The sequence below is a fragment of the Stenotrophomonas sp. YJH_SMC_10 genome (assembly GCF_059371555.1).
Window position 1 is genome coordinate 92,749 of record NZ_JCAFUS010000009.1, and the last position, 22,886, is coordinate 115,634.

The 22,886-nt window shown below is 67.3% G+C and carries 18 protein-coding genes and 1 riboswitch; of the genes, 6 read left to right on the forward strand and 12 right to left on the reverse strand.

Translation table 11 applies throughout. The features are described 5' to 3' along the window. Positions 1 to 134: 134 nt before the first annotated feature. Positions 135 to 1,040 (reverse strand): LysR substrate-binding domain-containing protein, encoded by a 906-nt coding sequence (locus AC5P9C_RS12960; protein WP_197639660.1) that lies wholly within the window; start codon positions 1,038 to 1,040, stop codon positions 135 to 137. A 118-nt stretch (positions 1,041 to 1,158) separates the two neighbouring features. On the opposite strand from AC5P9C_RS12960, the gene AC5P9C_RS12965 reads away from it, so the two are divergent. Next, positions 1,159 to 1,932: an SDR family oxidoreductase gene (locus tag AC5P9C_RS12965; protein ID WP_049469943.1), complete on the forward strand. Its 774-nt coding sequence runs from the start codon at positions 1,159 to 1,161 to the stop codon at positions 1,930 to 1,932. Between the two features lie 107 nt (positions 1,933 to 2,039). Here AC5P9C_RS12965 and leuB read toward each other — a convergent pair whose 3' ends face one another. From leuB to AC5P9C_RS13015, 10 genes are all read right to left on the reverse strand, one after another. After that, on the reverse strand, positions 2,040 to 3,101 hold the full coding sequence (gene leuB, locus AC5P9C_RS12970; protein ID WP_074726430.1) for a 3-isopropylmalate dehydrogenase: 1,062 nt from the start codon (positions 3,099 to 3,101) through the stop codon (positions 2,040 to 2,042). Further along, on the reverse strand, positions 3,091 to 3,669 hold the full coding sequence (gene leuD / locus AC5P9C_RS12975) for a 3-isopropylmalate dehydratase small subunit (protein ID WP_005410953.1): 579 nt from the start codon (positions 3,667 to 3,669) through the stop codon (positions 3,091 to 3,093). The genes leuB and leuD overlap by 11 nt, the downstream gene beginning before the upstream one ends. Then, positions 3,669 to 5,087 carry a 3-isopropylmalate dehydratase large subunit gene (gene leuC, locus AC5P9C_RS12980; protein WP_049469937.1) on the reverse strand — a complete coding sequence of 473 codons (1,419 nt, stop codon included), beginning with the start codon at positions 5,085 to 5,087 and terminating at the stop codon, positions 3,669 to 3,671. Before leuC ends, leuD begins: the two co-directional genes overlap by 1 nt. 60 nt (positions 5,088 to 5,147) lie before the next feature. After that, entirely contained in the window at positions 5,148 to 5,927 is a 780-nt protein-coding gene (locus tag AC5P9C_RS12985) for a class I SAM-dependent methyltransferase (RefSeq protein WP_049469934.1), read from the reverse strand. Positions 5,928 to 5,937: 10 nt separating this feature from the next. Then, the gene (locus AC5P9C_RS12990; RefSeq protein WP_343541176.1) at positions 5,938 to 7,524 is read right to left on the reverse strand and encodes a 2-isopropylmalate synthase; all 1,587 of its coding nucleotides are present in this window, start codon (positions 7,522 to 7,524) and stop codon (positions 5,938 to 5,940) included. Next, on the reverse strand, positions 7,521 to 8,612 hold the full coding sequence (locus AC5P9C_RS12995) for a threonine dehydratase (RefSeq protein WP_053505753.1): 1,092 nt from the start codon (positions 8,610 to 8,612) through the stop codon (positions 7,521 to 7,523). The genes AC5P9C_RS12990 and AC5P9C_RS12995 overlap by 4 nt, the downstream gene beginning before the upstream one ends. Before the next feature lie 96 nt (positions 8,613 to 8,708). After that, entirely contained in the window at positions 8,709 to 8,960 is a 252-nt protein-coding gene (locus AC5P9C_RS13000; protein WP_049469921.1) for an ACT domain-containing protein, read from the reverse strand. Continuing rightward, on the reverse strand, positions 8,944 to 10,680 hold the full coding sequence (ilvG, locus tag AC5P9C_RS13005) for an acetolactate synthase 2 catalytic subunit (protein ID WP_343541174.1): 1,737 nt from the start codon (positions 10,678 to 10,680) through the stop codon (positions 8,944 to 8,946). The genes AC5P9C_RS13000 and ilvG overlap by 17 nt, the downstream gene beginning before the upstream one ends. 39 nt (positions 10,681 to 10,719) lie before the next feature. Next, positions 10,720 to 11,694: a ketol-acid reductoisomerase gene (ilvC, locus tag AC5P9C_RS13010; RefSeq protein WP_343541172.1), complete on the reverse strand. Its 975-nt coding sequence runs from the start codon at positions 11,692 to 11,694 to the stop codon at positions 10,720 to 10,722. 65 nt (positions 11,695 to 11,759) lie between these two features. Beyond that, the gene (locus AC5P9C_RS13015) at positions 11,760 to 12,272 is read right to left on the reverse strand and encodes a hypothetical protein (RefSeq protein ID WP_313288669.1); all 513 of its coding nucleotides are present in this window, start codon (positions 12,270 to 12,272) and stop codon (positions 11,760 to 11,762) included. Positions 12,273 to 12,367: 95 nt separating this feature from the next. Here AC5P9C_RS13015 and ggt point away from each other — a divergent pair, with 95 nt between their 5' ends. Next, positions 12,368 to 14,086, forward strand: a complete 1,719-nt coding sequence (gene ggt / locus AC5P9C_RS13020) for a gamma-glutamyltransferase (protein ID WP_049469915.1) — start codon at positions 12,368 to 12,370, stop codon at positions 14,084 to 14,086. A gap of 546 nt (positions 14,087 to 14,632) precedes the next feature. Here the strand turns inward: ggt and AC5P9C_RS13025 are convergent. Beyond that, positions 14,633 to 16,210 carry a BCCT family transporter gene (locus tag AC5P9C_RS13025; RefSeq protein WP_049466615.1) on the reverse strand — a complete coding sequence of 526 codons (1,578 nt, stop codon included), beginning with the start codon at positions 16,208 to 16,210 and terminating at the stop codon, positions 14,633 to 14,635. A 276-nt stretch (positions 16,211 to 16,486) separates the two neighbouring features. After that, a riboswitch (TPP riboswitch) is annotated at positions 16,487 to 16,590 on the forward strand. An 82-nt stretch (positions 16,591 to 16,672) separates the two neighbouring features. Between AC5P9C_RS13025 and thiC the strand changes: the two genes are divergently transcribed. The 4 genes from thiC (at position 16,673) to AC5P9C_RS13045 (ending at position 22,873) form a co-directional block, all read left to right on the forward strand. Next, complete coding sequence (gene thiC / locus AC5P9C_RS13030) at positions 16,673 to 18,517, forward strand: phosphomethylpyrimidine synthase ThiC (protein WP_049466619.1); 1,845 nt, start codon at positions 16,673 to 16,675, stop codon at positions 18,515 to 18,517. A 92-nt stretch (positions 18,518 to 18,609) separates the two neighbouring features. Further along, positions 18,610 to 19,281, forward strand: coding sequence for an ion channel (locus tag AC5P9C_RS13035; RefSeq protein ID WP_064239142.1), 672 nt, complete (start codon positions 18,610 to 18,612; stop codon positions 19,279 to 19,281). A 258-nt stretch (positions 19,282 to 19,539) separates the two neighbouring features. Beyond that, on the forward strand, positions 19,540 to 21,858 hold the full coding sequence (locus AC5P9C_RS13040) for a winged helix-turn-helix domain-containing protein (RefSeq protein WP_074726435.1): 2,319 nt from the start codon (positions 19,540 to 19,542) through the stop codon (positions 21,856 to 21,858). Between the two features lie 115 nt (positions 21,859 to 21,973). Continuing rightward, positions 21,974 to 22,873, forward strand: a complete 900-nt coding sequence (locus AC5P9C_RS13045) for a helix-turn-helix transcriptional regulator (protein ID WP_049466623.1) — start codon at positions 21,974 to 21,976, stop codon at positions 22,871 to 22,873. The last annotated feature ends 13 nt before the right edge of the window (positions 22,874 to 22,886 follow it).

The window sequence follows — 22,886 nt, forward strand, 5'->3', positions numbered from 1 at the left end:
GCCACCCCATGGGTGGCTGCGGATTTCCAGGCTCCGTCATCCACGCATGGCGTGGATCTACCGCAGCGGGTCTTTGCCCTGGTGGGTGCAGACCTTGGTTGGCACTGACGCATGCATCCACGCATGGCGTGGATCTACTGCAGCTGCAGGCCGGTCCGTAGCACCGGCAGCAGCCACTCGACGAACACCTGCACGCGTAGTGCGCGGTGTTGCCGGTGCGGTTGCAGCAGGGTCACCGGCAGCGGCTGCGCTACGTGCTGCGGCATGACCTCCACCAGGGCGCCGGATTGCAGCTCGGCCTGCACGTCGTAGCGCGGAATCTGCAGCAGCCCCAACCCCGCCACGCAGCACGCGATCGACGCCTCGGCGCTGTTGACCCGCACCCAGCCGGGCATCGGCAGCGTGCGCAGCTGGGCGCCATCCTGCCATTCCCACGGTTCCACCCGTGCCGTGGTCGGCGACGCATAGTTCACCGCGCGGTGCTGCTGCAGCTCGGCAGGATGCTGCGGAACACCGTGCTCGCGCAGGTAGGCGGGCGCGGCCACGTTGACGAAGTCGAGCTGGCCCAGCGTGCGCGCCACCAGGCTGGAATCGCCCAGCTGGCCGACCCGCAGCACGGCATCGCAGCCGTCTTCGATCAGGTTCACCGCGCGATCGGTCATGCCCAGGTCCACTTCCACCCGCGGATGGCGCGCGAAGAAGTCGGGCAGGGCCGGGGCGATGATGCGGCGGCCGATGCGGCTGGGCACATCGATCTTCAGCAAGCCCATCGGCTGCGCGTCGTCCTGGCGGAACAGCGTTTCGGCGTCCTCAACCTCGGCGATCAGGCGCAGGCAGCGCGCATGGAACACGTCGCCGTCGTGGGTGGTGGACACCCGGCGGGTCGAGCGCTGCAGCAGGCGGGTGCCGAGCCGCTGCTCCAGCTCCGCAATCGCCGCCGAAACGGTGGAGCGGGGCAGGCCGAGCTGGTCGGCGGCGCGGGTGAAGCTGGCGCACTCCACGACCCGGGTGAAGATGCGGAAGCGGTCGATCCGGTCCATTGTTCGCGGGCTCTGGAAAGTTAAGTCAATGCGGCGGGCTTTATCCGCATTTTCTGCACGATATCGTCGTCAGGGCAGGGTTGCCACTCCGGGCCACCCTCCTCCCGAGACTCACGCCATGACCGACCATTCCCTGAAGGGCAAGACCGTGCTGATCGCCGGTGGCGCCAAGAACCTGGGCGGACTGATCGCCCGCGACTTCGCCCGCCAGGGCGCCAAAGCCATCGTCATCCACTACAACAGCGCCGCCAGCCAGGCCGACGCCGAAGCGACCGTTGCCGCCGTGCAGGCTGCCGGCAGCAAAGCGGTGGCGCTGCAGGGCGACCTGACGACGGCGGCAGCGATGGAGCGCCTGTTCGCCGAGGCCGTGGCAGCGGTCGGACGTCCCGACATCGCCATCAATACGGTCGGCAAGGTGCTGAAGAAGCCGCTGCTGGACATCAGCGAAGCGGAGTATGACGAGATGAGCGCGGTCAACGCCAAGGCCGCATTCTTCTTCCTGAAGGAGGCCGGCCGTCATGTCAACGACGGCGGCCGCATCTGCACCTTGGTCACCTCGCTGCTGGGTGCGTTCACGCCGTTCTATTCCAGCTATGCCGGCACCAAGGCGCCGGTCGAGCATTTCACTCGCGCGGCGTCGAAGGAGTTCGGTGAGCGCGGCATCTCGGTGACCGCGATCGGCCCCGGTCCGATGGACACGCCGTTCTTCTATCCGGCCGAGAGTGCCGACGCGCAGGCGTATCACAAGACCGCCGCCGCGCTGTCGGCGTTCACCCGCACCGGGCTGACCGACATCGCGGACATCGTGCCGTGGATCCGCTTCCTGGTCACCGATGGCTGGTGGATGACCGGTCAGACCATCCTGGTCAATGGCGGTTACACGACCAAATAACGCAGCCATGCAGGGCGTGGCCGCGGCATATCTGTAGCGTCGAGCCATGCCCGACTGCTGTTGCATGAGTCGAGCACGGTTTGACGCTACAGGTATTACCGGATGGGTCAGCCCAGCTTCGCCAGCACCGCATCGGTCGCGGCGGCGGTGCTCACCGCCTGGCCCTTGGCCGCCAGATCGGCGGTGAACACGCCGTCGTCCAGCACCGCGTGCACCGCCGCTTCCACCGCTGCGGCTTCGTCTTCCAGCCCCAGCGAATGGCGCAGCAGCATCGCGGCGCTGAAGATCGTCGCGTACGGGTTGGCGATGCCCTTGCCGGCGATATCCGGCGCCGAACCATGGATCGGTTCGTAGATGCCGACCGCACCCGGCTCGCCCAGTGAGGCCGACGGCAGCAGGCCCAGCGAACCGGCCAGCATCGAAGCTTCGTCGGTGAGGATGTCGCCGAACATGTTCTCGGTGACGATCACGTCGTACTCGCGCGGCTTGGCCAGCAGGTGCATGGCCATCGAATCGACCAGCTGGTGCTCCAGCGCCACGTCCGGGAACTCCTCGCGGCCGATGCGCGCGGCCACGTCACGCCACAGGCGCGAGGTTTCCAGCACGTTGGCCTTGTCCACCGAGGTGAGCTTGCCGCGGCGCTGCTGGGCCAGGCGGAAGGCGCTGCGCAGCACGCGCTCGATCTCGGCCACGGTGTAGCGGCACAGGTCGCTGGCGCTGTCGGCGTCGCGGGTCTTGTCGCCGAAGTAGATGCCGCCGGTCAGTTCGCGCACCACCACGAAGTCAACGCCCTGCAGCAGCTCGGCCTTGATCGGCGAGGCGTGCAGCGCGGCGTCGTGGGTACGCACCGGGCGCAGGTTGGCGTACAGGCCCAGCGCCTTGCGGATCGCCAGCAGGCCCTGTTCCGGGCGCACCTTGGCATTGGGGTCGGACCACTTCGGGCCGCCGACCGCACCCAGCAGCACCGCATGGGCGGCCTGGCACGCAGCCAGCGTCGACGCCGGCAGCGGTTCGCCGTGGCGGTCGATGGCGATGCCACCAATGTCGTGCTCGCTGAAGGTGAAGGTGTGGTTGAAGCGCGTGGCAACCGCCTTCAGGACGGCAACGGCCGCAGCGGCCACTTCCGGGCCGATGCCATCGCCGGGCAGGACAACAATTTCAGCGTGCATGCTCACTCTCGTAACGTTCGATTTCAGGGACACGGCCCAACAGATACCCCAACTGGTCGACGCCTTCCAGCAGGCAGGTCTGCGAGAAGCCATCCAGCGGGAAGGAATAGACGCGGCCATCGGGCGTGCGCAGTTCGCGCGCGGCCACGTCGATGGTCAGTTCGTCGTCGGGGCGCTGCATCAGCGCCTGCACGTCGGCTTCGTCCAGCACGATCGGCAGCAGGCCGTTCTTCAGTGAATTGCCGCGGAAGATATCGGCGATCTCGCTGCTGACAATGGCGCGCAGGCCCAGGTCGGTCAGCGCCCAGGGGGCATGCTCACGCGACGAGCCGCAGCCGAAGTTGCGCCCCGCCAGCAGGATGCTGCGGCCGGCGTTGTGCGGCTGGTTGAAGGCGAAGTCGGCCACCGGCGAACCGTCGGCCTGCCAGCGCCAGTCATTGAACGCGTTGCGGCCCAGGCCGGCGCGTTCGGTGGTGGACAGGAACCGCGCCGGGATGATCTGGTCGGTGTCGATGTTGGTCTGGCGCAGCACCACGCTGGCCGAGGTCAAGGTACGGAAACCGGCCATTACGCCACCTCCTGTGCGAACAGTTCGCGGGTATCGGCGACGTGCCCGTTCACCGCGGCCCACGCCGCGCTCATCGGCGAGGCCAGCAGCGTGCGCGAACCGGGGCCCTGGCGGCCTTCGAAATTGCGGTTGCTGGTGCTCACAGCCAGCTGGCCGGGCGCCACCAGGTCGCCGTTCATGGCGATGCACATCGAGCAGCCCGGCTCGCGCCACTCGGCACCGGCGGCGCGTACGATCTCGTCGATGCCTTCGGCTTCAGCTTCGCGCTTGACGATCTCCGAGCCCGGCACCACCAGCATGCGTACCCGCTCGGCGACACGACGGCCACGCAGCACCTGCGCGACTTCGCGCATGTCGCTCAGGCGACCGTTGGTGCAGGAACCGACGAACACCACGTCCACCGGCGTACCGGCCAGCGCCCTGCCGGGCTGGAAGTGCATGTAGTCCAGGCCCTTCTGTGCGGCGGCATCGTTGGCTGCCGGGATCGGCGCATCGACCGCGATGGCGGTACCTGGATGGGTGCCCCAGGTCAGGGTCGGGCGGATGTCGGCCGCGTCGATGTGCACTTCGCTGTCGAAGCGTGCACCCTCATCACTGCGCAGCTGCTGCCAGCGCGACACCGCGGCCTCGAAGTCGGCGCCCTTGGGGCCGCGCGGCGTGTTGGCGACGAAGTCGAAGGTGACCTGGTCCGGCGCCACCATGCCGGCGCGTGCACCGGCCTCGATCGACATGTTGCACAGGGTCATGCGCTGTTCCATGTCCATCGCTTCGATGGTGCTGCCACGGAACTCGATCACATGGCCGGTGCCGCCGTTGACGCCGATCACGCCGATGATGTGCAGCACCACGTCCTTGGCGCCGACCCCCGGCGCCAGCGCACCGTCAACGGTGATTGCCAGGGTCTTGGCCTTGCGCTGCAGCAGGCACTGGGTGGCCAGCACGTGGCCGACTTCGCTGGTGCCGATGCCGAACGCCAGCGAACCGAACGCGCCGTGGGTGGAGGTGTGGCTGTCGCCGCAGACGATGGTCATGCCGGGCTGGGTGAAACCCTGTTCCGGCGCGATCACGTGGACGATGCCGCGGTTGTCAGAAGCCATGTCGAACAGTTCGATGCCGTACTCGGCACAGTTGCGCGCCAGAGTGGCGACCTGTGCTTCGGCGGCGGCGCTGGCGTAGGGCAGCGAGCCGTCGGCGGCGGCAGGCAACGTCGGCGTGGAATGGTCCATCGTGGCCTTGGTGCGATCCGGGCGGCGCGGCGACAGGCCACGCGCGCGCAGCTCGGTAAACGCCTGCGGTGAGGTCACCTCGTGGATCAGGTGCAGGTCGATGTACAGCACGGCGGGCGCGCTGTCGGATTCGGGGACGACCACGTGGGCGTCCCACAGTTTGTCGTACAGGGTGCGGGGTGCGGAGGTCATGCGTATGCCTGGCAGAAGTACGAAGGAGCGGACATCGGGAATGTAGATGAAAGAGGCCGGTCAGCGGCGGCGTGCGAGCACGCGCAGCCGGACGTAGTCGGCCAGCGGCTGGCCGGCGGCATTGCGCGGCAGGTCGGCCAGCAGCGCGCTGGCGGCTTCGCGCACGGCCGCACGGGCCTCGGCCGGCAGATCGTCGAGCAGCGGCGCGGCGAAAACCCGCAGCCAGCCGGCCACGCCGGTCGGCAGCGCGGTCGGGCGCGGCGTGCATTCGATCAGCTGCACGTGGAAGCCATGCTGGCGCAGGCGGTCGGCGTAGGCGTCGGCCGTGGGGAAGTACCACTGGAACGTGCTGGCACCATGGCCATGCGCTGCACGCGCGGCCTGCACTGCGGCGATGATCGTGGCCACGTTGCCATGGCCGCCGAACTCGGCGACGAAACGCCCGCCGGGGCGCAGCGCGCGGCGCACGCCTTCCAGCACGCGGTCCGGCGTGGTCATCCAATGCAGTGCGGCATTGCTGAACACGGCATCGAATTCGCCGTCGAAGGACAGCGCGTGCCCATCCATCACCTGGGCGTCGACACCGCGGGCACGGGCGGCGATGACCAGTTCCGGCGAGGCATCCACGCCGTGGATGCGGGCGCCGCTGAGGGCCAGCTCGGTGCTGAGCACGCCATCGCCACAGCCCAGGTCGAGGATGCGTTCACCGGCGCGCGGGTCGAGCAGGCGCGATACCGCGCCACCCAGCAGCGGCACGAAGCCGGCATCGATCGCATAGTCCTGGGCGTTCCACTGTTGGCCAGCGGCGTTGGCCGGGGTGGGGGTGTCGAAGGCGCTCATGGTGGGTTCCTCAGGCGGTGGCGGAAGCGGGAACGTCGGTGCCGCTGTGGGTGGCGGCCTGGCGCTGGCGCAGCAGGCGGTTGGCCACGTCCAGCCACGCCAGTGCGGAGGCCTCGATGATGTCCTTGCTGGTACCGGTGCCGTCGTACTCCACGCCTTCGTGGCGCACGCTCAGATTGGCTTCACCGCGCGCATCGGCGCCGATGCCGACGCTGTGCACGTGGTAGCTGTCCAGCATCAGCTGCACGCCGGTGGCGGCCGACAGTGCGCCAAACAGCGCATCGACCGGGCCATCGCCCTGCGCGGTCTCAGCCACGCGATTGCCGTCCGGGTCGGACAGTTCGACCAGCGCGTTGGCGCGGCTGCCGACATCGCTGATGGTCATCGAGGCCAGCCGGTAGCCCTGCGCGTTGGAGCCACCCTGCATCAGCGCCTGCAGGTCGGCATCGGTCACCACGCGCTGCTGTTCGCACAGGCCCTTGAACTGCTCGAACACCAGCTTCAGTTCGTCTTCGTCCAGCCAGAAGCCCAGCGCACGCAGGCGCGCTTCGACGGCGGCGCGGCCGCTGTGGCGGCCCAGCACCATCTGCGAGTCCTCCCAGCCGACGTCTTCCGGACGCATGATTTCGTAGGTGCCGCGGTGGCGCAGCATGCCGTGCTGGTGGATGCCCGATTCGTGGGCGAACGCATTGGCGCCGACGATGGCCTTGTTGCGCTGCACCGGCATGCCGACCAGGCGCTGCAGCAGCTGCGAGGTGCCGACGATGCGCGGCGTGTTGATCGAGCTGTCCTGTTCGTAGAAGGCCTGGCGCACCTTCAGCACCATCGCGATTTCTTCCAGCGAACAGTTGCCTGCACGTTCGCCGATGCCATTGATGGTGCACTCGACCTGGCGTGCGCCGCCTTCGATGGCAGCCAGCGAGTTGGCCACGGCCAGGCCGAGGTCGTTGTGGCAGTGCGCGCTGAAGATCACATTGGCGGCGTTCGGCACGTCGGCGACGCCAGCGATGACCTGCTGGAACATCGCGCGGATCTCTTCCGGCGTGGTGAAGCCGACGGTGTCGGGCAGGTTGATGGTGGTGGCGCCGGCGGCAATGGCCACGCGCGAGACTTCGATCAGGTAGTCCAGCTCGGTGCGGGTGGCATCCTCGGCCGAGAATTCGACATCGTCGATGTACGAGCGTGCCAGCGATACATGCTTGCGTACCGACTCCAATACCTGCTCGCGGGTCATCCGCAGCTTGTGCTCGCGGTGCAGCGGGCTGGTCGACAGGAACACGTGCAGGCGCGGGTTGGCCGCCGCTTCCAGTGCACGTGCCGAGGTCTCGATATCGGCCTGCAGGCAGCGCGACAGCACCGCCAGGCTCAGGCTCGGGCGGCGCAGTTCGCGGCCGATCAGGGCCATCGCCTCGCGGTCGGACTGCGAGCTGGCCGGAAAGCCGGTCTCGATGATGTCCACGCCCAGTTCGTCCAGCGCACGCGCCATCACCAGCTTCTGCGGCGGGGTCATGCTGCAGCCGGGGGACTGCTCGCCGTCACGCAGGGTGGTGTCGAAGATGCGGATGCGCGGGGTGGTAATTCGTTCGATGGTGGTCACAGGGAAATCTCCTCGACAGCGGGTGCGACGGCTTGCAGGGGGGAAGGGGAAGAGGCGGGGGAGGCGAGGGCGCTGGCCTTGCCGGGCGAGCGCGGTGTTTCGCTGCGCCGTCGCCGAGGCTTGCGCGGCGGGCGCGGACGGATGTCGGTGAGCAGGCCGGCCAGGACACCGGCATCGATGTTGCCGCCGGATACCACCGCGCACTTGCGGCGGCCGGCCACGCGGCGGCCTGCGGCCAGGGCCAGCGCGCCGGCGCCCTCGGCGATGATGTGTTCTTCCAGTGCCAGCCGGACCAGGGTTTCGCGCAGCTCGGCCTCGCGCACGATCACCACGTCATCCAGCAGTGAGGTGCACAGGCGGCGGGTGAGGAAACCGGGAATCTTGACCCGCACGCCGTCGGCCAGCGAGGCGACGGGGGCGATCTCGCGCACGTCGCCGCGGATCGCGCGTGCCATCGAATCAACGCCTTCCACCTGCGCGCCGACCACGCGCACGCCCTGTGATTTCAGCGCCAGTGCAACGCCGGAAGCCAGCCCGCCGCCACCGATCGGCACGATCACCACGTCCGGCGCGTGCGCGGCCAGCTCGATGCCGACGGTGCCCTGGCCGGCGATCACGTCGGCGTCGTCGAAAGCGGACAGGAAGCGGTAACCGTGGCGTTGCGCCAGTTCGACGGCGAAGGCGTAGGCCTCGTCGTAGCTGGTGCCATGCTGGCGCACGGTGGCGCCCCAATGGGCGACGCCGGCGATCTTGGTGGCCGGTGCGCCATGCGGCATCACGGTGATGGCCGGCACGTCCAGGCGGTAGGCGGCCCATGCCACGCCCTGGGCGTGGTTGCCGGCCGAGGCGCAGATCACCGGCCGGGTGTCACCGCGCTCGCGGCCGGCCAGCAGCGCGTTCAGGGCGCCGCGTACCTTGTAGGAACCGGTGCGCTGCAGGTTCTCCAGCTTCAGCCAGGTGCCGAAGCGCTCGGCATGGTGCAGCGGGGTGGGCGGCAGGAAGCGGCGCAGGCGGGCCTGCGCTGCCAGGACGTCGGCAACGCTTACGTCGCCGACATCGCTTTCCTGGTTGGTGTCAGCGGCCGGCATGGGCCACCAGCGCGGTGCGGAGGACCGCCGCATGCGGGCACGGACGACGAAGAAGACGCCTCCGTACCGGCACCGTGGTCGCTACGGTACGGGTGTTCATGGGGCTGCTCCTTCCACGGCCGTGACCTGCACGGACACGCAGTCGTAGATCTTCTCGATCTGGCGGCACAGCGTTTCCGCCGGGCGCTGGCCATCCACCACCAGCTGCAGGTGCCAGCGGCCATCGTCGGCGGCCACCGGCGCACCGCTGATCGCGCGCGGCGCGAAGCCGCGGCGTTCGGCCATGCCGATCACGCGCAGCAGCGCGCCTTCGGCCGGGTGCAGCACCAGGTCAAGCCGGTAGTGCATTGGGGGTCTCCTGGCGGGCGTGGGCGGGGTTGCTTTCCAGCATCGTGCTGTTGGCGGTGTTCGGCGGCACCAGCGGCCACACGTTGGCGCGCGCATCGATGGCCACGTGCAGCAGCGCCGGGCCCGGCTCGGCCAGCAGCGCGGCCAGGCCGCCCTCGACGTCGTCGCGTGCGTCGATGCGGGTCGCGGCGATGCCGAACACCTGCGCCAGCGCGACGAAGTCGGGGTTGTCGGACAGGTCGATCTCGCTGTAGCGCTCGGCGAAGAACAGCTCCTGCCACTGCCGCACCATGCCCAGCGAACTGTTGTCCAGCAGCACGATCTTCACCGGCAGGCGGCAGCGCGCGATGGTGGCCAGCTCCTGCACGTTCATCATGAAGCTGCCATCGCCGGACACCAGCACCACGGTACGTTCCGGGCACGCAAACTGCGCGCCCATCGCCGCTGGCAGGCCAAAGCCCATGGTGCCCAGCGCGCCACTGGTCAGGTGGTTGCGCGGGTGGTTGAAGCGGCAGTGCTGCGCGACCCACATCTGGTGCTGGCCGACGTCGCAGGCGATCACCGCATCGGCCGGCGCCAGTTCGCTCAGCCGCTTCAGCAGTGCCGGGGCGTAGATGTGCTGGCCCGGTGCGTCGTAGCGCGCGGCGAAGCGATCGCGGTGCTGTGCACAGCGCTTGCGCCATGCATCCTGATTGGCCTTGGGGGAGGGGAAGGCCGCACGCAGGGCACGGATGGCATGGCCGACGTTGCCGGGCACGGCGATATCGGCGCTGCGCAGCTTGGAGATCTCATACGCGTCCGCATCAATGTGGACGACGCGGGCGAACGGTGCGAATTCGGCCAGCTTGCCAGTGGCACGGTCATCGAAGCGTGCGCCCAGCACCAGCAGCAGGTCGCTTTCCTGCACCGCCATGTTGGCCGCGCGGGTACCGTGCATGCCCAGCATGCCCAGCGACTGCGGATGGCTGGCCGGCAGCGCGCCCAGCCCGCGCAGCGTCATCACGGTGGGGATGGCGCTGGCTTCGACGAAGTCGCGCAGGTCCTGCACCGCATCGCCCAGTGCGATGCCGCCACCGGCATAGACCACCGGCTTCTCGGCTGCGGCCAGCGCGGCAATGGCCTCGGCGATGGCGGCCTCGGCCGGTGCCGGCGGCGGTTCGACGCCGCTGGGCACATGCGCCGGCAGATGGCTGGCATCGGCCAGCTGCACGTCCTTGGGCAGGTCGATCAGCACCGGGCCGGGGCGACCCTCACGGGCAATGCGGAACGCATCGGCCACCACGCGCGGCAGGTCATCGACGCTGCGCACCAGCCAGCTGTGCTTGACGATGGGCATCGTCAGGCCGAACACATCCAGTTCCTGGAAGGCGTCGGTGCCCAGCAGCGGCGTGCCGACCTGGCCGGTGATGCAGACCATCGGTACCGAATCCAGCATCGCATCGGCAATGCCGGTCACCAGGTTTGAGGCGCCGGGGCCGGAGGTGGCCACGCAGACGCCGACCTGGCCACTGGCGCGGGCGAAGCCATTCGCCGCCAGTGCGGCACCCTGCTCGTGGCGCACCAGGATGTGCTTCAGCGACGAATCCACCAGCGCGTCGTAGAACGGCATGATGGTGCCGCCGGGATAGCCGAACAGCGTGCGGACGCCTTCGGCTTCCAGCGCCTGGGTCAGCCAGCGCGCGCCGTTGGGCGGCGCGCTGCGGTGTGTGGAAGAGTTCATGGGGGAACCTTGCAAAGCGGGTGGGGGAGGGCCGCGCCGTTACGCGGCCTGTCCTTGCAACCAGACCATCTTGGCGCGCAGTTCCTTGCCCACCTTCTCGATCGGGTGCTCCAGGTCGGCCTGCTTGAACCGGTTGTAGTTCGGCAGGCCCGCTTCGTACTCGGCCACCCAGTTCTTGGTGAAGGTGCCGTCCTGGATGTCCTTCAGCACTTCCTTCATGCGCGCCTTGGTGCTGGCGTCGATCACCCGCGGGCCGCTGACGTAGTCGCCGTACTGCGCGGTTTCAGAGATGAATTCCAGCATGCGCGAGATGCCACCTTCGTAGAACAGGTCGACGATCAGTTTCAGTTCGTGCAGCACTTCGTAGTAGGCGATCTCCGGCTGGTAGCCCGCTTCCACCAGGGTCTCGAAACCGGCCTGCACCAGCGCCGAGGCGCCGCCGCACAGCACCGCCTGCTCGCCGAACAGGTCGGTCTCGGTCTCTTCCTTGAAGGTGGTCTGGATCAGGTTGGCGCGTGCACCGCCGAGGCCGGCCGCATAGGCCAGTGCGTAGTCGGCGGCCTTGCCGCTCTTGTCCTGGTAGACCGCCCAGATGCAGGGCACGCCACGGCCGATCTCGTACTCGCGGCGCACCAGCGCGCCCGGGCCCTTGGGCGCAACCAGCACCACGTCCAGGTCTTCGCGCGGCCTGATCATGTCGAAGTGCACGTTCAGGCCGTGCGCGAACAACAGCACCGCACCCTGTTTCATGTTCGGCGCCAGCACATCGTCGTAGAGCTTCTTCTGCACCATGTCCGGCGTCAGCACGGCGACCAGGTCGGCATCCTTCACCGCATCCGCCGGTGCTTTCACGGTGAAGCCATCGGCCTGTGCCTTGACCTCGGTCGGGCCGCCCGGACGCAGGCCTACCACCACGTCGAAGCCGGATTCGCGCAGGTTCAGTGCGTGGGCGCGGCCCTGGCTGCCGTAGCCGATGACGGCGATCTTGGTCTGGGGCAGGTCGTTGGTGCTCATGGGGGAGGTTCCTTGCGGTGGGAAGAAAAAAGAACGGCCGGTCGTCGAGGTGACGTACCGGCCGGTCAGGGGAAAGCGGTGGAGGAGGCACCATGCGCCGCACAGGCACAGCCGCCGCGAGGTGTCGTGGTGGTGCTGCTCCAGGTGTTGACGTTGGCGGTGTTCATGGTGGTTGCGTCTGAAACCAGGTCCTGAAATGAAAAAACCCGCACCGGGGCGGGTGCGGGTTTTGATGAGTTCCGGTGTATCTGCTGCTTACACGCTGGCTCGTCCCGCACCTGTTGGTTGGGTAATAAGTACGAGCACAAGAATCGAACGCAGCGAGGCGGCGCCGGTGGCGGCGGCTTCGATGTGGATTCGCGGTGGCGTGTTGTGATGCAACATGTGATCGAGAGAAACACAGCCGTTTTGGCGATGTCAACCCTCGCCGCAGAATTTTTCAAGGTTTCGGCTGCATCCGGCGCAATCGCTTGTGGCGCAAGGATGGTTGCCGCTGAAAGTGTTTCGGTGAACCCGAATTCACTCCTTTCAGGGCAGTTTTTGCGCGGAATCCGGCGGCTTTCTGCCTTGGTCTGCATCCACCCCGGGATCAACGTCCATGACCTCTGCCCGATACCGCAGGGAAGTCGCAGCGGCGAAGATCAGGGGATCACCCTTCCATCGGAACCCGACCGTGTCCCGACGCCTTGCCCGATCCCTGCTGGCCGCCGCCGTGCTGGCCGCCGTGCCCGCATTGTCCCTCGCCGCCGACCGCATCACCGGCCACACCTTCGCCACCCGTTCGGAGGTGATCGCCCCGCATGCGATGGCCGCCACCTCGCAGCCGCTGGCCACCCAGATCGCGCTGGACGTGATGAAGGGCGGCGGCTCGGCGGTGGACGCGGCGATTGCCGCCAATGCCGCGCTCGGCCTGATGGAGCCCACTGGCAACGGCATCGGCGGCGACCTGTTCGCCATCGTCTGGGACCCGAAGACACAGAAGCTCTATGGCTACAACGGATCGGGCCGCTCGCCAAAGTCGCTCACCCTGGCCGAGTTCCAGCGCCGTGGCCTGAAGGACATCCCGGCCACCGGCCCGTTGCCGGTGTCGGTGCCCGGTGCCGTCGACGGCTGGTTTGCCCTGCACGGCCGCTTCGGCCGCAAGCCGATGGCCGACAACCTGGCGCCGGCCATCCGTTACGCCCGCGAAGGCCACCCGGTGGCCGAAGTGATCGCCTACTACTGGGACCGCTCGGTGCCGAAGCTGTCGCAGTACCCGGGCTTCAAGGAGCAGTTCACGATCAACGGCCACGCCCCGCGCAAGGGCGAGATGTGGAAGAACCCGAACCTGGCCAGCACGCTGCAGAAGATCGCCGACGGCGGGCGCGACGCCTTCTACAAGGGCGACATCGCCCGCACCATCGGCGATTACTTCAAGGCCAATGGCGGCTACCTGAGCTACCAGGACATGGCCGACCACCAGGGTGAATGGGTCGAGCCGGTCAGCAGCAACTACCGTGGCTACGACGTCTGGGAGCTGCCCCCGAACAGCCAGGGCATCGCTGCGCTGCAGATCCTCAACGTGCTGGAAGGCTACGATTTCTCGAAGATCCCGTTCGGCTCACCCGAGCACGTGCACCTGTTCGTTGAAGCGAAGAAGCTGGCCTTCGCCGACCGTGCGCGCTTCTATGCCGACATGGCGTTCCAGCCGGCGCCGGTGCAGAAGCTGATCTCCAAGGAATACGCCGCGCAGCGCCGCGCGCTGATCTCGATGGACAAGGCGTTGAAGGAAGTACAGCCGGGCACGCCGAAGCAGCTGGAGGAGGGCGACACGATCTACATGACCGTGGCCGACGCCGACGGCATGATGGTGTCACTGATCCAGTCCAACTACCGCGGCATGGGCAGCGGCATGGCGCCGCCGGGGCTGGGCTTCATCCTGCAGGATCGTGGCGAGATGTTCGTGCTGCAGAAGAACCATCCCAACGGCTATGCCCCGGGCAAGCGCCCGTTCCAGACCATCATCCCGGCCTTCATCACCAAGGGCGGCAAGCCGTATGCCAGCTTCGGCGTGATGGGGGGGGCGATGCAGCCGCAGGGACACGCGCAGATCGTGATGAACCTGGTCGACTTCGGCATGAACCTGCAGGAGGCCGGCGACGCACCGCGGATCCAGCATGAAGGTTCGACCGAGCCGACCGGGCAGGCCACGGCGATGACCGACGGTGGTGAAGTGAACCTGGAAACCGGCTTCCCCTATGAAACCGTGCGTGCGCTGATGCGCAAGGGGCATCGCATCGTGTTCGCCGATGGTCCGTATGGCGGGTACCAGGCGATCATGCGCGATCCCGAGACCGGGGTTTACTACGGGGCTTCGGAGAGCCGCAAGGATGGGCAGGCGGCGGGGTATTGAGGTTTCCCGGCCAACGGGCTGAGCCCCCTCTGCGGTGGGTTCAGAAGCGGAATGGCTTGTTGGGCCGGGTGGGTAGGCTGTTCGGGGGACGCCGCAAGTGCGTCCTTGTAGGCTTGGCAGCCGCATCCATGCGGCTGACACCCCCGCCCAGCCCACCCACCCGGCCTCTGACAGTTTTCTGCGGCCGCCACCGCAGGAAGAAAAAAGAAGATCAAAAGCAACAGCAACAGCCGCGTGCTGATGGTTGGGGTCGGATCCGTTTTCCTGCGGAAAACGGATCCGACCCCTTCTTGTTTTCCGATACACATCTTCCACGCAAAGCGTGGAAAACCAACCGTTACCGGGAAACTATCGGGGGTGGGGCGGTGTGGGTGGGCAGGACCGTTGGCGCCATGGATGGCGCCATCGAGCCCCCATGGATGGGTTCACGGCGTGTCCAGCCCACCCACACCGCCCCACCCAACCAGCAGAAACCCGGAGCCGCTTTTGAAGTTGTTGTTGCCGTTGCTTGAGAAAAGCAGTGCAGCCGCAGGCTGCAAAACCCCCTCAATCCCGATCCTGCGCGCGCGCGGCCTCCGCCTGCGTCTCCTCCTGCGCCGCCATCTCGCGTGCGATCCACGCATCGATCATGTGTCGCTGACGCTGCGCCTGGCGTCGCTCACGCGTGTATTCCTGGTCCAGTACCCGGTACAGCGACACCATCACCAGCACCATCAGCAGCGCGAACGGCAACGCCGCGATCGTGATCATGCCCTGCAGCGCATCCAGTCCACCGGCCAGCAGCAGTGCACCGGCAATCAGCGCCACGCCCACTCCCCAGGCCAGTTTGCGCTTGGACGGTGGGTCACCGGCTTCATCGGTGGACATGCTGGCCAGCACCAGTACCGCCGAGTCGGCCGACGTCACGAAGAAGATCATCAACAGCACCAGCGCGATGCACGACAGCAGCAACGGCAGCGGCATGCTGTCGAACATCGTGAACAGCACCGTCTCATAGCCATTGCCCAGTGCCTGCACCAGGTCGGCCTGGCCGAAGATCTGCATCCAGATTGCGGTGCCGCCGAACACCGAGAACCAGAAGAAGCCCAGCAGCGTTGGGGCCAGCACCACGCCGATCACGAACTCGCGCACGCTGCGCCCGCGCGAAATGCGCGCGATGAACGAACCGACGAACGGTGCCCAGGAAATCCACCAGGCCCAGTAGAAGATTGTCCAGTCGGCCACCCAGGTGCTGGATGAGAACGGCGACATGCGCAGGCTCATCGTCACCAGCTGGTTGAGGTAGGAGCCGAGCGTGGTGGTGAACGTGTTGAAGATCGCGCCGGTCGGGCCCAGCACCAGCACCAGCAGCAACAGCACGGCCGCCAGGGCCAGGTTGAAGTTGGACAGCCATTTGACGCCGCGGTCGACGCCGCTGAGCGTGGAGGCCATGTACAGCACGAAGGCCACTGCGATGATCACCAGCTGCAGCGTGGGGCCGGCGTGCAGGCCGAATACGCGCTCCATGCCCGCGGCGATCTGGATGGTGCCGAAACCCAGCGTGGTGGCAACACCGATCGCGGTGGCGACGACAGCGGCGATGTTGACCACGCGGCCGATCCAGCCGCGGTGGTGGCGGCCGATGATCGGCTGCAGCATGTCACTGACCAAGCCCCGACCATTGCGGTTGAACTGGAACCAGGCCATTGCCAGGCCGATCAACGCGTAGATCGCCCAGGGGTGCAGGCCCCAATGGAAGAACGCGTAGCGCATCGATGCACGCGCAGCGTCCATGCTCTCCGGCGCCAGTCCCTCCGGTGGCTTGCTGAAGTGCGAAATGGGCTCGGCGGCGCCCCAGAACACCAGGCCGATGCCCATGCCGGCGGCGAACAGCATCGACATCCAGCTGGCCCGCGAGAACTCCGGCTCGGCGTCTTCGCCGCCGATGCGCAGATTGCCGAAGCGGCCAAAGGCCAGGTACATCAGGAACACCAGGGCCAGGAACACCACCAGCAGGTAGAGCCAGCCGATGCCACGGATGAGTTCGCCGAGGATGCTCTGCACCACGGCGTTGAAGGGGCCGGGGGCGATGCCGGCGAGCAGCACCAGCAGCAGGACCAGTGCGATGGAAACGCGAAACACCATGAAGGAGCTTCTCCGATCAAGGGGATTGAGGGGAGCGAGCAGAGCGAGCAGAGCTTGCAGCGAGGGGCCGGCGGCGTGCAGCACGGACCGGGCAGGGGCCGCAGGGGCGGCGAGGGAAGCATCGGTCGCAGCGAACACGATGGGCGTGCACGTTACTGAACGCGACGTCATGGTTCTGTTAACGAGCAGCGATCAGGGGCAGATCCGCTTCCCGCAGGAAAACGGATCTGACCCCGCAGGCAACGCCGGAGGCGGGCGGTCTATGCTCTAATGCACGCCAAGAAGCGGGGGTACCGCGGCCACAGTTGGTCACGGTTGAGACAGTCCCTTGGAACCTGATCCGGCTCATACCGGCGTAGGGAAGCTTTGCAGTGCCGCCGTGCCCGGACGCCGCCCAAGGACCGTCCGCGCGCGTTCGCAGTGCGCCGCCGCTTCGTCCCTGACCTTCCTGGACGATGCCCGATGAACGCACAGCTCTCCGCCCTGCAGCAACAGGCCCAGCAACTCTCCGAATCCGTGACCCGGCCCATTCCCGGCTCGCGCAAGATCCACGTGCCCGGTTCGCGCCCGGATCTGCAGGTGCCGATGCGCGAGATCGCGTTGACCCGCACCCCGACGCTGTTCGGTGGCGAAGAGAATGCGCCGGTCACGGTCTATGACACGTCCGGCCCGTACACCGATCCGGACGTGCGCATCGACCTGTCTTCGGGCCTGCCGGCGCTGCGCCGGAGCTGGGTGGAGGAACGCGGCGATACCGAACAGCTCGATGGCCTGAGCTCGTCGTTCGGTCGCGATCGCGAGCATGACCCCAGGCTCGATGCCGTGCGCTTCCCCGCGCGCAGCCTGCCGCGCCGTGCCCGCGCAGGCGCCAATGTCACCCAGATGCACTACGCGCGCCGCGGCATCATCACGCCGGAAATGGAATTCGTCGCCATCCGCGAGAACCAGCGGCTGGACGCCATCCGCGATGCGGGCCTGCTGCAGCAGCATCCAGGCGAGGCGTTCGGCGCGTCGATCCAGAAGATCATCACCCCCGAGTTCGTACGTGACGAGATCGCGCGCGGCCGTGCGGTGCTGCCCAACAACATCAATCATCCGGAAAGCGAGCCGATGATCATCGGTCGCAATTTCCTGACCAAGATCAATGCCAACATCGGCAACAGTGCGGTTTCCTCGGGCATTGCCGAGGAAGTGGAGAAGCTGGTGTGGGCGATCCGCTGGGGCGGTGACACGGTGATGGACCTGTCCACCGGCAAGCACATCCACGAGACCCGCGAATGGATCATCCGCAATTCGCCGGTGGCGATCGGTACCGTGCCGATCTACCAGGCGCTGGAAAAGGTCGACGGCCGCGCCGAAGCGCTTACCTGGGAGATTTTCCGCGACACGCTGATCGAGCAGGCGGAACAGGGCGTGGACTACTTCACCATCCATGCCGGCGTGCTGCTGCGCTACGTGCCGCTCACCGCCAAGCGGGTGACCGGCATCGTCAGCCGCGGTGGTTCGATCATGGCCAAGTGGTGCCTGGCACACCACAAGGAGAACTTCCTCTACACGCACTTCGAAGACATCTGCGAGATCATGAAGGCCTACGACGTGACCTTCTCGCTGGGCGACGGCCTGCGCCCGGGCTGCATCGCCGACGCCAACGATGCCGCGCAATTCGGTGAGCTGGAGACGCTGGGCGAGCTGACGAAGATCGCCTGGAAGCACGACGTGCAGACCATGATCGAAGGCCCCGGCCACGTGCCGATGCAGCTGATCAAGGAGAACATGGACAAGCAGCTGCGCGAGTGCGGCGAAGCGCCGTTCTATACGCTGGGGCCGTTGACCACCGATATCGCGCCGGGCTACGACCACATCACCAGCGCGATCGGTGCGGCGATGATTGGTTGGTTCGGCACGGCGATGCTCTGCTACGTGACGCCGAAGGAGCACCTCGGCCTGCCCAATCGCCAGGACGTGCGTGACGGCATCATGGCCTACCGCATCGCCGCGCATGCGGCCGACCTGGCCAAGGGCCATCCGGGCGCGCAGGTGCGCGACAACGCGCTGAGCAAGGCGCGCTTCGAGTTCCGCTGGGAAGACCAGTTCCACCTGGGCCTGGATCCGGAGAAGGCCAAGGAGTTCCATGACGAGACGCTGCCGAAGGATGCTCACAAGCTGGCGCACTTCTGCTCGATGTGCGGCCCGCACTTCTGTTCGATGAAGATCACCCAGGATGTGCGCGACTACGCCGAGGCGGGCATGAAGGAGAAGTCGGAGGAGTTCCGTGCCGCCGGCGCCGAGGTATACCACCAGGGCTGATGCGGAAACGGGGTGCCGGCCAGCGGCCGGCACTACCGCTCATCACGCCGCGCCCGGCTATTCTCCGCCCATCACCCAGGGGAATGCACGCCATGCCCGTTGCGATCACCACCCGTTGGCTGGCCATTGCCCGCCGTCATCCCTCGGCCTGGTTGCTGGGCGCGCAGTTGCTGGCGGTGCTGCTGTACCCCGCGCTGGATGACACCGCCGCCGGCCGCGCGGCACTGGGCATGTTCGGCATGGCGGTTCTCGGCCTGGCGCTGTGGGTGGTCCAGCGCAGCCCGCTGGGTACCTGGCTGGCACTGTTGCTGGCCATTCCGTCGGTGGTGTTTTCGCTGGCCGGTGCGCTGCTCGACCGCACCACGCTGCTGACCACCGCGCAGTTGCTGGAAAGCCTGCTGTACTTCTATACGGCCGGCGCACTGATCGCCTACATGCTCCAGGACCACAAGGTCACCCGTGACGAGCTGTTCGCCGCCGGCGCGACCTTTACGCTGCTGGCGTGGGCGTTCGCCTTCGCATTCGCGGTGTGCCAGCAGTGGTATCCAGGCAGTTTCCACGGCTCCAGTGGTGGTGCGCAGCGCAGTTGGATGGAGCTGCTTTATCTGAGCTTCAGCTTGCTCTCCGGCGTCGGTCTGAGTGACGTCGTGCCACTGCATCCGCAGGCACGTGCACTGGTCATGCTGGAGCAGTTTTCCGGCGTGATGTACGTCGCTTTGGTGGTTTCGCGACTGGTCGGACTGACCATGTTGCGGCGTGTATGAAAATGAACGCCAGATAAAAATTTCGCGCCCAAAAGGGCGCGAATGGTGTCGCGAATTATGTGAATGCGTCGGCGAGAGAGAGCCTGATGTCGACCACGCGATAGGCGAGGTAACCGGCATAGGCTAGTATTCGCGCGCTCGATTGTTTTTGCGGTATGCGCCGATGCTTTGTGCGGAGTCTGGCTTTTCGCTGTTCCCAGGACGGGGCGGTATCGAAGGCAAACGCTGCCCGGGACTGTCTCTACTGTGTAGCAGAAAATGAACAGCAGCGAAATCCAGCCACCTGTATCCGACCGGATACGGATAGGAGAGTGCACCGTCACTCTGTCCTCGCGTGAGGTCGAGGTCGTCGGTGCGCGTCGTGCGCGCCGGCTGACGCCGAAAGCGCTGGGTGTGCTGCGCGTGCTGCTGCGGCAGCCGGGGCGCGTGGTGACCCGCGATGAACTGTTCGCGGAAGTGTGGCCGGACACGCTGCCGACCAACGATGTGCTCACCCAGGCTGTCACCCAGTTGCGCAAGGCGTTCAGCAACGACGACGGCAACGGGCAGGCCTATATCGAAACCATCGCCAAGACCGGCTACCGGCTGCGGGTGCCGGTGCAGGTGCTGGACGATGCCGGGCCTGCGGCCGCAGTCGCGGCTGAGGACGAAGACCTGGCCGTGCAGCCGGAGACTGCTGCTGCGTTGCCCGCGCATGCAGAGGGCGCGCGTCGTCGCTGGCGCCATGTCCGCCGTCGCGTGCTGCTGGCACTGGGCCTGGTGATGCTGGCGTTGCTGCTGGTGCTCACCGCGCTGTTGCTGCGTCGGGCGCCGGCCAGCAGTTCGGCGGTAGAGGCTGCCGTGGAAAACGGCACGCGGGTGATCGGCAGCCCCCAGCGTCCGTATCGGTTGATCACCGCGACCAGCGGCTTTGAAACCTATCCCACGCTGTCACCGGACGGTTCGCTGGTGGCCTATGAAGGGGCCAACGAAGACGGCAACGGTGGTGGCGCGATCAAGGTGCAGACCTCCGGCAACGCGCCGGCGCGCCAGTTGTTGGTTCCCCCGGCCGGTGCGGTCGATCGCTTCCCGAACTGGTCGCCGGATGGTCGTGAGATCGCCTTTGCGCGGTTCTCCGCCGACGGTGGCTGCCAGGTGCTGATCGCCAGCGCCACCGGCGGCGCGCTGCGCCAGGCCACCCGCTGCGATGGCACTGAACTGCTCAGCTTCGACTGGACGCCTGATGGGCGTGGCCTGGTGTTCGGCAGCATGGTCGGGCGCTATGCACACCGTGGCATCCGCGTGCTGGACCTGGCCAGTGGCCAGTGGCGGGCGCTGGCGTACAGCGTCGACGAGGATGACTTCGACTACGCGCCGCGCTATTCGCCCGACGGGCAATGGCTGGTGTTCGTGCGCAATCCGCAGCTCGGTGATCTGTGGCGGGTGCCCGCTGCGGGGGGCACGCCGGAGCAGTTGACCAACGAAGCGGCCGAGCTGCGTGGCTGGGCCTGGCTGGACGACGGCCGCACCATCGTGTTCGGCCGTCGCGTCGACAGCGAAGCCCGGCTCTATTACCTGGATGTGGAGCGGCACACGCTGCGCGATGCCGGCCTGGATGATGCGCAATGGCCGGCCGTGTCACGACGCGGTGGCATGCTGGCCTTCGTTCACCGGCGCGCACAGTTCGGCGTGTTCAAGGTGCCCATGCAGGGCAGCGGCGCGCCCGAGCGCCTGTTTGCCTCCAGCGGCCGCGATGGGCAGCCGATGGCAGCGCCCGATGGGCGCCAGCTGGTCTTTACCTCCGATCGCTCCGGCAGCTTCGCGCTGTGGTGGGCGGACATGCAGCGGCCCGATTCGCTGCGTCCCATCGAAGGCCTGCGGCCCGAAGCGCGGCAGGCACCGGACTGGTCGGCCGACAGCCGTCGGCTGCTGGTGGTCGGCCGCGATGCGCATGGGCGGACCGTGGTCTACGAGATCGCGCCACGCGATGAACGCCTGCAACCGCTGCCGGTGCCGGCCGAACAGCCGCTGCAGGCGCTGTATGGCGCGGCGCCGGAGCAGCTGTTCGTGGTCGAACGCGATGCCGACCAGCGCACCCGGTTGAGCCTGTATGACCGCAGCGCCCAGCCGTGGCGGCGGCTGGCCAGCATCGACGGGGTGTCGCAGGCGCGCTTCGACCGCAACAGCGGCCGGGTGTTGTTCACCCGCCTGGCGGCCGGGGGACTGTGGTCGGTGGACGCAGGATTGTCGCCGGCCAGCGTGCAGCAGATCAGCGATGACCGGCCCAGCCGCTGGCGATACCGGGCCTGGACGGTGGCCGGCAACAACGGCATCGGCTACCTCGGTACCTCGACCACGTGTGGCACCACCTTCGTGCGCATCCAGCCCGGCCACGAAGAGCCGGAACGCTGCCTGGACGCCGAACGGCTCAGTGCCGGCAACGGGCTCAGCGCCAGCGCGGATGGGCGTGACCTGTTCGTGGCGATGGCGGTCAGTGATGGCGCCGACATCGGCGTGATGCGGTTGCCCGAGCGCCCTCCCGCGCTGTTCCCGGCGTTCTCCAAGTTGTTGTTGTTCAAGGGAAATGGACCTTCGTAATTTCTTCGTCGCGATCTCGTGGCGATTTCGTGGCGATCTCGTCTGACTTTCCTGACGCGGTGCCGCCTCATTTGGCAAAACGGAGGCCTGTACTAGGCAAATCCGTGGTGCCCCCATGCGTCAACTCTCGCTGGCCGATCGCGGCCAATCCGTTTCCCTGGACCGGTCGATCGACGACGCCGCGCCGACCTGCCTCGGCGTGGCCCGCCTGGGCAGCCTGCAGACCGCCGGTTCGAGCTTCACCGTCTGGATGCAGGTACGTGGCAGTTCCTGGGTCGAGGCCAAGGAAGGGCGCTTCCGCCTGCGCCAGGGCGAGTGGATCGCGTTCGAGAAGGAATCGCGGCCGCTGGTGCAGGCCGGCCGCAACGGGCTGTGCGTCGGCCTGAACCTGAACGTCGAAGCGCTTCGCGTGTTGACCGAAATGGCCGACTGCGGCCTGTATGCCGGGCGCGGCCGCATGAACCGCAGTGATGCCCGCGTCGCGCTGCGCCTGTGGCGCGACGCGCTGGCCAGCGGCCAGCCGGCCCAGGCCCTGCGCCCGCTGCTGCTGCACCTGGCGGGCCTGCAGCGTGGCCTCGCCGACAACGTGCAGCGCTGTCCGGGCCGCTCGCGCAGCCGCAAGCGCCAGGTGTTCGGCCGCATGCAGCGCGCGCGCCTCTATCTGGAAGGCAACAGCCACCGGGTGGTGCGCATCGGCGAACTGGCCGAGCTGACCAACTTCTCCAGCTGGTATCTCTCCAAGACCTTCCAGAGCCTGTACGAGGAAAGCCCGCAGTCGCTTTCGGCACGGCTGCGCCTCGAACGCGCCGCTGATCTGCTGCGCGACACCGACATGATGGTGGGCGAGGTCGCCGCCGCCAGCGGTTTCGACAACTGCTGCAGCTTCGCGCGTGCGTTCCGTGCCCGCTACGGCCAGTCCGCGTCGCGCTTCAGGGAGAACGGTGGCTTGCTCCCGCCACAATCCGCAAAGTCTCCGGTTGGTTCGCGCAAATACAGCGCTGCAACGCAATCGTAACGTGCTGGGGTGT